Source organism: Terriglobales bacterium (assembly GCA_035561515.1).
Taxonomy (GTDB): domain Bacteria; phylum Acidobacteriota; class Terriglobia; order Terriglobales; family Acidobacteriaceae; genus DATMXP01.
This window is the reverse complement of sequence record DATMXP010000034.1, coordinates 1-6,969: the sequence shown is the minus strand read 5'-3', so window position 1 is coordinate 6,969 and position 6,969 is coordinate 1. Positions and strand designations below refer to the sequence as shown.

Here is a 6,969-nt window from a genome sequence, read left to right as displayed (position 1 = left end):
GGCGGAGCTAGTGCCCAAAGGGGTCGTTCCGGCGCCCTTGCAAGTGCATGAAAACAGGCGGGGAGAAATCCCCGCCTGAGGTAGTGCCCAAGACTCCGGGTTGAGAAACACCGGTCAGGCTTCCAGCTTGAAGCGAGACTCAGCCATCCGATACATCGGTCTCCAGACGGTTCGGTTGATCGTGACCACGACCGCGGCCATGACGATAGTGGCCGCAAGCAACAGACGGAAGTTGCCGGCGTCGGTGGCTTGTGTGATCGTCGCTCCGAGGCCGACGGTCGAAAAGATCTGACCCTTGAAGTGGAAGTACTCGGCGACGATGCTCGCGTTCCACGCTCCGCCCCCGGCGGTCACCAAGCCAGTCACCAAGTACGGGAAGATGCCGGGAAGGATTAGGCGTCGCCATCTCTCCACTCCGTTGAGGCGAAACACGGTGCTAGCTTCCTTGAGGTCTGTTGGGATGGCCATCGCGCCGGCTATGACGTTGAACAGCACGTACCACTGCGTGCCCAAAAGCATCAGCGCAATCGAGCCGATCCCCAAGCCGTGCCCTAAACGAATCAGCACGAGGAGCACAACGGGGAAGAGCGCAGTCGCCGGTACCGAGGCGGCAACTTGCGCGAGCGGCTGTGCAATTCGGGCAAGCTTCGGATTGAATCCGATCCAGACCCCTACTGGGATTGTCCAGGCGCACGCGATTACGAGCGCGCACAGAACACGAAGAAAAGTCGCGCCAAGTCCAAGAGCGATTGCATGCAGATCTTCTCGCTGAAGATCCAAGAGGAGGCGAACCGCGTCTGTTGCCGCGTACAAGATGGCGACCACAAACAACGCGGCACAAGTTCGAAGAATCCACTTACGGCCTGTCTTGGTTGTGGTGCGTCGCTCTTTGCCGGAACTCCGACGCGCGAAGTGAAGTGCGAGTTTCTCGCTAAGTGGACGGCTGACTCGCACCTGAAATGCGTGCATGGCACGGGAGCGTTGCAGCAACTCGAGGATCGGCGACTTGGGCGCTTCAACCGCCTCCACCTGCTCAAACTTGAATTTCTGTGACCACGCGATCACCGGGCGCCACACGAGTTGATCGAGGAGCACGATAACTGCGATCATGGTGAACATACCCCAGAGAATCGCCCGAGTGTCACCGGCGCTTGAGGCTGTTTGCAGGTATGAGCCGAGACCCGGCAGGCGGAAGTCGCGCGATCCAAGGACGAACATTTCGCAGGCCATCAGAAAGAACCAGCCTCCCGCAACCGACATCATCGAATTCCAGATCAGACCGATACTCGCGTATGGCAGTTCCAGTTGCGCAAAGCGCTGCCACCCAGTGAATCGGTACAGAGCGGCCGCCTCCTTCATCTCTCGCGGAATGCTCTTGAGGGATGAATAGAAACTGAAAGCCATATTCCAGACTTGACCCGTGAAGATCAGGAGGATCGAGCCGAGTTCCACGCCTATTTGATGCCGAGGGAACAGCGACATCATTGCTAGCATCACGCCCGGTAGGAAGCTGAGGACAGGAATCGATTGCAGAATGTCGAGCAACGGAATCATTACTCGTTCCGCTTTGGCGTTGTACGCAGCGACGTAGCCATATACGAGCGTAAACAAGAGGCTGAGAAAATAGGCAATCGCCACACGAAGCAGTGAGTACACGGCGTACAAAGGCAACGCGCCAACGTTCGTTGAGATCTCTGCTGCTGGCGAGAACGGCCCGGCCCAGTACTTCGCGAGCAGGACAATCCCGTAGAACATCGCAAGGCCGGCAGCGAAGATCGGAACGTCCACTAGGAATGACCAGCCGGCATGGGGCACGAGTCCCCATCCCGATACCTGATTGTGCTGTTTCGTCATTCGCCCACCTCCTCCGTCTGCGGCTCTGGCTCCGGCAACCTCAGCTTCTCGCTTTCAGAGTCGTAGTCGAAGATTTCGGCATATCTGCCCCATGACAGCACCGTGTCGAGCTGCCGCTGGACCTCCTTCTCGGAGAAGTGCTCGTCGAGAAGATCGCGAAAGAAGTCGAGATCAATACTGTGATCCGCCTTGGCCCGGAGCGTGTGGTCAATCTGCTGGAAGATGGGAATCTGAAGCAGCGCCTGACGGAATAACACCTTGCGCGTCAAAATGTCTGCTTCGGAAAACGCTCGTCCGTTTGAAGTGAGCTCTGCGTCGCCTTCTTTCATGACGGCGAAACCGAGCATCGCAGCCGCTTCCGTAATCGGCAGAAGATCGTCGGCGTCAAGTTGGAGTTTGGCCGCGAGCTGGTACAGGTCCTCACGTCCGCCCCTGTCGGCAAGCAATTCCAAGAGACCTGCGATCCCACCACGACGCGCGTGAGGCAGCATCACGTATTTCGCAGGACGCGGTGTCTGACGACGATCCACCGGGACCTGTGGCCAAGCCGGAGCCTCCGCTTCCGGCTGAGTCATCAACGTGTAGAGGTAGTCGACGTACTGCACGAACCTCTCAGACTTGCGATCGCGTGGCTGCGGCAGGTCCACTTGGATGTCCGCGCGGATCTTCGCCGGGTTTCGGCCAAGCACGATGACTCGATCCGCGAGGAACACCGCTTCCTCAATGCCGTGCGTCACCATGAAAACCGTGCGGATCGGCATTTTCTTCGCGAGCCAGAGTTCGAGTAGTTCGCCGCGCAGGTTCTCGGCGGTGAGCACGTCGAGTGCCGAGAATGGTTCATCCATGAACAGAACTTCGGGCTCGATCACCATCGCGCGAGCGAATCCGACTCGCTGTTTCATGCCTCCGGATAGTTCCTTCGGATAGGCAGTTTCGAAGCCGTCGAGACCGACAGTATCGAGAATCCGCAGCGCACGCTTGTGACGCTCGACGGCCGGAACCCCGCGAGCTACAAGTGGGGCTTCGACGTTTTCAAGAACAGTGAGCCACGGGAACAACGCAAAGCTCTGAAAGACGATGCCGACTTTGAGGCTCTGCGCTTGCAGAGGTTGGCCATGACACAGGACTTCTCCTGCGGACGGCTTCGCCAACCCGGAGAGCATCCGGAGCAACGTTGACTTGCCGGAGCCTGACGGCCCGAGCACGGCGACGAACGATCCCTCGTAGAGTGACAAGTCCGTAGGAGCGATCACCCGGATGCGATTCCCGCCCGGCTGCTCGAAATACTTCTCGACCTTCTTTGCCTGAATGATCGGTTCCATCTCGCCCCCTTAGAATTCAGCGTGTAGGCGGAATCCGGGCACAATCACTGGGCCGCGGTCGCAGTTGTAACCAGGATTCACAATGTACTGAAGTTGCGGACCGACGTAGACGCCTTTCCATACGTGAAGGCGATAAAAGCTCTCGGTGATGGTCCGCGCCCGTAGTTCAAAGCGCCATCGCCGAGCAAGAAGCCACGTCCTCCGAGTGCCAGGTATCGACGGTGATCCGGCGACAGTCCGTTCGACACCGACGCAATACCCGCGCGATCATGAGGTCTGTTCCATCGGGTCCCTCTTGCCTCGCGCCAACTTCGACGGTGCGGTCCACTTCGGTGTACGCAAACGACTCCGTCTTTCCATTATTCCAGCCTAAGCGTCCGAAGGCAGTGGTGTTCGGCGTGATCTCTTGTTCGACGTTCAAGCCGATCCCGTACTTCAGGCGAGTCCAATGTGGATGGGCGGTGATGTCAGGAACTGGCTGTTTACCGGTGAGGAAGTCCGCAACGGCCTCGCGGTAAACGCCCATGTTGGCGTGGTTGCCGTATCCAAGCACACGGACGACGCCCTTCCGCTTGCCAAAAGTATTGCCACGCACCTCAACCTCGACATCCTCCGAGTGCGCTCGCCGCAAATTGAACTCGATGTCGATGCCATTCGCCACTTGCGGCATCAACAACTCACCGAACCGTACGGCGAAGATGTTGTCCTGATATGCCATTACAACGCCGTAGGTGTAGCCACGGGTATCAGCTGCGTAGTCATACGCGCCGTTGTTATCGACGGTCCAGTTGGTGAACTGAAGATGGCTGTCGCTGGGAACGGAGTTCGTGTCGAAGAAATCGACGGTGCTCAGCTTTCCAGCCCAGACCTCGATACGCCTGGCGGGCTGGCGCCTGGCGAGCGACAGCGGTCCGCGCTCGGTTTCCACATACTCATTACTTAACCGGAAACTGTGGTGAATCAGCAGTCTCGCCAGGTACGGCGTGCTGCCCAGTTCGGGGTTGCGAACAACATCCAGATTCGTGAATCCGGCGAGACCGAGGGCGTCACTGAGGCCTCGTCCGCCTGCGCTCTCGAAATCGACAAGCAGATCCGTCTTCGCACCAAGCTGTACTCCCGTGTACAGCGTCAGCACCCGCGATGTCGCCTTCTCGTAATCGGGGCGAAGGCTGTTCGGCCCACTGTACTTTGCAGAGAACCCGGGGTGCGTCTGGAAGATGATGTTGATCTGGCCCGCAGCCCAGAACCGCGACGTCTCGCTATGCGGAGCCATGGTTAGCACTTCGGGCACACCGTTGTTGGTCTGTGCCTGCACGGGCTGGGTGGTTACCGCCGCGAAAAGGAGCACGATAAAGCAGTTGAGATACGTTCTCACATCCCATGCCTCAAAAGAGATTCGCAGCAGCGCATGCGTGCGCATGCCGCGGATAACGGAGGTATGGAGATGAACGTTCGATTGCGATGGGAAACACCGCCTCAGGGAAGGTCGAGCGAGGCGGTAGAGAAGGACGAGTCCGTTCTACGTTCTTGCTGACCTGCCGATCGAGCGCTCAGGTCCAGGGTCGTCGTTGTTGTTCGAATACGTGTCCATAAACAGCGTTCGAGGAACCTCTCAAGTTCGACCTTAAGCCGGCAATCCAGTTGTGTCAACACTACGGTCTTCCGATTCGTGCTTCGCCCAACAGGGCCTGACCGGTGTTTCTCAACCCGGAGTCTTGGGCACTACCTCAGGCGGGGATTTCTCCCCGCCTGTTTTCATGCACTTGCAAGGGCGCCGGAACGACCCCTTTGGGCACTAGCTCCGCCGCACGCTCTTCCCGAAGGACCCGGCACACGCTGGTGCGGGAGATCCGGTAGGCCTTCGCCAGTTCGGTGAGGCTCATGCCGCGAGCGCGGTCACGAAGCAGAGCTTGGCGATCGACGTTCAGGGGTTCACGGCCGATCCGTCGTCCCTCGAGTTTGGCGCGCCGCATGCCGGCGCGCACCCGCTCGATGATCAGGTTGCGCTCTAGTTCGGCGATGGCGCCGATGATAACGACGAGCGCCCGGCCGAGCGGTCCGCCGGTGTCGATGTTCTCGCGGAAGCTGACAAACTCGATCTGCAGATGGTTCAGTTCGTCGAGGACCTCGAGGAAGTGGCGGACCGAACGCGCCATTCGGTCGAACGCCCAGACCATCACGACATCGAACTTGCCGCGGCGGGCGTCCGACAGGAGTTGATCGAGGCCGGGCCGTTTCGCCTTCGCCCCGCTGATCTTGTCGGTGTACTCGTTGACGACCTCGAAGCCACGCTGCGCGGCGAGGCCGCGCAGGTCGTGCAGTTGAGTTTCGGGGTGTTGATCGATCGTCGAAACCCTCATGTAAAGGGCGGCCCGCTTGCTCATCCGAGCCGTCCTTTCTTGACTGCCGCCGGCAGGCCCTTCGGGTAGTGCTTCTCAACGTACTGCTGCACGAGTTCGATGATGACGGTGCTCATGTCCTTGCCCTGCGCGACGGCCGCGACCTTAAACGCGGAGTGGAGGTTCTCGTCTAAATTCACGTTCAAGCGTTTCTCCTTTGCCATGGTTGCCTCCTTTCGTTGGGGATCGAAGGACGACTGAGACATGCGCTTGCCGGCCTGGGCAGGGCCGGCGGCGCGCCTAACTACTGAACCGATCCTTCCTGCGCGCAGGCCGACATGATCGACATCAGGCCGAGGTCGGACGTTCGCACCTCTAGCGTCTCGGAGATCGTGCGGATCTCGTCGGTGTCCTGCGGCACCCAGCCGGCTTCGAGCGCCAGCCACTGCGATACGGTCATGCCGGTCAGCTCGGCGGCCCGGCTCACGGTCAGGCGTAGTTCGCGGCGGCGCTCACGGACGAAGCGGGCGAACAGGTGCGTGTAGAAGATGCGGTCCGGGGCGGATGGATTGATGAGTATCATACTCATAGGTGATTCTACTCTCCTTCGAAGCAGCGTCAACGCATTTGTGCTGCTCACTCCTCCGACTATGCATCGATGGCCGGTCCGCACCAAAGCCAGGCAACGCCGGCAACTACAACCACATGACGTCGGCCCCGATCCTGCCGTCGTACCTCGGCCTGCCGTTCCGCATCCTGGTCAGCCCGTTCGTGCCGTTCGATCCTGAAACGCGCACCACGGACATCATGATGTTCAACAGCAAGAACCTCGGTGCCATCATCGAGGCGGAAGCTCCGCACCTGAAGTCGTGGGAGGACGGTCAGTACAACATCCTCAACATGTCGATCGAACAACGTGCGGCATCGGCATGAGCCGGGAGGGCTGGCCGTTACGGTCGCGAAGAACGGGACGGTCCGGCCGAACGAGTTCACGAACCGGCTCGCACGGCGTTCAACTAGGTCTCGTCGTCCTTCCGCAAGCAAAAGCCCTCGCGCGCGTACGCGAGGGCCGGAGACGTTGCTAAGCAGTTAACCCACACGGCGAGCCTGGGCCACTTGTCGCTCAGCCAGCGTTTTTGCAGGGTGAAGAGGCGGGATACATATGGTTTCCGATTGAGCACCAGCACTTTGCGCAACGAATGTGACCCGCATCACCCGGCATAGTATAGGAGCGCGCAGTAGAAACCGTGACTATTGACCGGCCAGGGGGATGAAGTAGCAACATTTCGCTCGTTGTGATCACTCTTCAGGTTGGCCGCGCCAAGTTCATAAAGAGAGGAGACGGTCACAGAGGAGTGATCGACGTTCTTTTCTATAGAGAAATCACAGAATGGATCCTCTTCTTACGCCCGCCGCGGCTTAACGCCGCGACACGGGCCGTCCAACGTTACGCA

The 6,969-nt window shown here is 59.3% G+C and carries 7 protein-coding genes; 1 reads left to right on the top strand and 6 read right to left on the bottom strand.

The window, feature by feature from the left end; translation table 11 throughout:
- Positions 1-114: 114 nt before the first annotated feature.
- From VN577_15340 to VN577_15315, 6 genes are all read right to left on the bottom strand, one after another.
- Complete coding sequence (locus VN577_15340) at positions 115-1,854, bottom strand: ABC transporter permease subunit (GenBank protein HWR16201.1); 1,740 nt, start codon at positions 1,852-1,854, stop codon at positions 115-117.
- Positions 1,851-3,176: a nitrate/sulfonate/bicarbonate ABC transporter ATP-binding protein gene (locus VN577_15335; GenBank protein HWR16200.1), complete on the bottom strand. Its 1,326-nt coding sequence runs from the start codon at positions 3,174-3,176 to the stop codon at positions 1,851-1,853. Before VN577_15335 ends, VN577_15340 begins: the two co-directional genes overlap by 4 nt.
- 166 nt (positions 3,177-3,342) lie before the next feature.
- The gene (locus tag VN577_15330; GenBank protein HWR16199.1) at positions 3,343-4,551 is read right to left on the bottom strand and encodes a carbohydrate porin; all 1,209 of its coding nucleotides are present in this window, start codon (positions 4,549-4,551) and stop codon (positions 3,343-3,345) included.
- A 352-nt stretch (positions 4,552-4,903) separates the two neighbouring features.
- Positions 4,904-5,560: a recombinase family protein gene (locus tag VN577_15325; GenBank protein ID HWR16198.1), complete on the bottom strand. Its 657-nt coding sequence runs from the start codon at positions 5,558-5,560 to the stop codon at positions 4,904-4,906.
- Positions 5,557-5,739, bottom strand: coding sequence for a plasmid partition protein ParG (locus VN577_15320; GenBank protein ID HWR16197.1), 183 nt, complete (start codon positions 5,737-5,739; stop codon positions 5,557-5,559). Before VN577_15320 ends, VN577_15325 begins: the two co-directional genes overlap by 4 nt.
- Before the next feature lie 80 nt (positions 5,740-5,819).
- Positions 5,820-6,104 carry a helix-turn-helix domain-containing protein gene (locus VN577_15315; protein HWR16196.1) on the bottom strand — a complete coding sequence of 95 codons (285 nt, stop codon included), beginning with the start codon at positions 6,102-6,104 and terminating at the stop codon, positions 5,820-5,822.
- Positions 6,105-6,220: 116 nt separating this feature from the next.
- Between VN577_15315 and VN577_15310 the strand changes: the two genes are divergently transcribed.
- Positions 6,221-6,448: a hypothetical protein gene (locus VN577_15310; GenBank protein HWR16195.1), complete on the top strand. Its 228-nt coding sequence runs from the start codon at positions 6,221-6,223 to the stop codon at positions 6,446-6,448.
- The last annotated feature ends 521 nt before the right edge of the window (positions 6,449-6,969 follow it).

Bases quoted from the DNA above. Each gene is read 5' to 3' on its own strand.
- VN577_15335 (HWR16200.1), bottom strand. From the start codon at position 3,176: ATGGAACCGATCATTCAGGCAAAGAAGGTCGAGAAGTATTTCGAGCAG.
- VN577_15315 (HWR16196.1), bottom strand. From the start codon at position 6,104: ATGAGTATGATACTCATCAATCCATCCGCCCCGGACCGCATCTTCTAC.
- VN577_15320 (HWR16197.1), bottom strand. From the start codon at position 5,739: ATGGCAAAGGAGAAACGCTTGAACGTGAATTTAGACGAGAACCTCCAC.
- VN577_15340 (HWR16201.1), bottom strand. From the start codon at position 1,854: ATGACGAAACAGCACAATCAGGTATCGGGATGGGGACTCGTGCCCCAT.
- VN577_15325 (HWR16198.1), bottom strand. From the start codon at position 5,560: ATGAGCAAGCGGGCCGCCCTTTACATGAGGGTTTCGACGATCGATCAA.
- VN577_15310 (HWR16195.1), top strand. From the start codon at position 6,221: ATGACGTCGGCCCCGATCCTGCCGTCGTACCTCGGCCTGCCGTTCCGC.